Origin of the sequence: Pantanalinema rosaneae CENA516, from assembly GCF_050753385.1 — a bacterium.
Lineage (GTDB): Bacteria > Cyanobacteriota > Cyanobacteriia > Leptolyngbyales > Leptolyngbyaceae > Pantanalinema > Pantanalinema rosaneae.
In genome coordinates this window covers 1-1,731 of record NZ_JBLZFZ010000162.1, presented here as the reverse complement: position 1 = coordinate 1,731, position 1,731 = coordinate 1, and the positions used below count along the sequence as shown (strand labels likewise).

Sequence of the window (1,731 nt, the reverse complement as noted above, 5' to 3'; positions counted from 1 at the left end):
AGATGTGTATAAGAGACAGGCGTTGGTGTTTGGGTCGGGCGATCGGGTTCGGAGGTGAGACCGCCACCCAAAAGGATGTCCTGAAACTATGCTTCCGCTAGAAGGTGACGTATAGGCCTTTGCCTTGGGCAACAGAACGTTCAAGGATCTCGAGAAATCTATTGATCGCCTCCGTCCGTTCTTCAGCTTGAAGGCCTCTAAGCTTCCGGCAGGCCTCTCTAGCAGCTTCTTCAGACAGAAAATACGAGCCCATTTTTCCTGGGTCAAAGAAAGCTCCGTCCGGCCCGATAGCGTGTCCCAAAACCGTTATGGAACCTCGACCGAACTCCTCGTCAAGAGCCGACTGAACTTGCTCCCAGCTAGAGCCGAGCCCAATATCGTCTCTAGGGTCGTAGAACTTGGTTAGGGCGAAGTCACCGAACTGGTGAGCATCTTCTTCTTCCATCAACCCCCGCCAGCTCTCATCCAATGGAGAGCCTTCATAGGGATCTCGCAAGATTCCGCTATTGGATTCTATGAACGAGATGAGCCCCGCCAAGTTACCAAACGCCAAAGCATCCACGAGGACAGGCTCAAGCTCGCTCTGAAAACTACCGTAGTCGAAAAGAAATGCCTTGTGTTCGAAGCTCATATCAACCTCTAGTTGTTGGGAGGCAAAAAATCCTCGGGCGCACACAAGTCAGTCCTCACTGGCTGCCCGGTACGCGGATCGTAACGCTGGATGCCGATTGTTTCGGGCAGACGCCCCTCCCTTTGGCGATATGCCTCGATGAAGCGGATAATTTCCTGTCTGTCCTTCGCTGGCGGCCTACCCAACGGCTTGTCGTCGACGATCAGCGAACGTTGATAACTCGCTGCATCAGGGTTCGCGGTTTGCAATGGCGTTCCCGGCTGAGGTTGTCCGGTCCGCAAGTCAACGCGCTTTGGAACAAGTATCGGCACGCCAGCCATATCTGCAATGGGCCCATTAACGACGTCAAACATTCCCGATTCCCGCCGCCACGCCGCCTCTCCAGCATGGACGTCCCTACCAATCCTAGTACTCGCAGTTTCACCGAACCTCGCGGAGCCTCCATCCTCCACGACTGTTAGCGGGCGTGCCTGTTGCACAACCCGATTCGTAGCCGCGCCTGAGCTCAGCAACGACGTGCGTGAAGCCAGTGGTGTCAAGGCATAGACAAATCCAGACGCCAAACGGCCCCGAGTCTCCCAAGCGCCTCCAATGTCGCCCGACGCCATCAGGCGACGCTGCTCATCCAAGCCTTCACCGAACGATGCAGATGCCTGGGCATAGCTACGACCAGGGGCGGCTACGACGCCTGCGGCTCCCCTGAGGACACTCATTACCTCATCGCCGGCTTCGGTGTTTCCTCCTAGAGACTTCGCAAGGCTGAGTCCGAGCTTCAGTGTGTCCCAAACACCTTCCGCACCGACTTTGGCGACACCCCTGCCAAGGCCAAAGGCAGCTTCCGAGGCGTCTCGCTCCGCCTGTGACCTGACCTTCAAGTGGTCGTGATACTGCTCGGGGCTCCAGCCGTTTGCCACAGCCGCGCCGAGCTCGCAGAAGTCATCACCAAGCTGCATGCCGCAGCGGCCGTCGGGGTCGACGTACAGCAGCGGATTGCCATTCGCATACAGGTACTTGTTCAGCGTGATCGGTCGGAGCGTGTCGCCTTCCCACGGATCCACGCGATTGAACCTGCCCAGCCCCGGCCGGTAGTACCGCTGCTG

The 1,731-nt window shown here is 57.6% G+C and carries 2 protein-coding genes; both read right to left on the bottom strand.

What is annotated here, in order from left to right; genetic code table 11:
- Window positions 1-97: 97 nt before the first annotated feature.
- Entirely contained in the window at window positions 98-631 is a 534-nt protein-coding gene (locus ACN4EK_RS32530; protein WP_431662589.1) for a hypothetical protein, read from the bottom strand.
- Between the two features lie 8 nt (window positions 632-639).
- Window positions 640-1,731: RHS repeat-associated core domain-containing protein (locus ACN4EK_RS32525; protein WP_431662588.1), on the bottom strand; the 1,092-nt coding region annotated here is incomplete at its 5' end.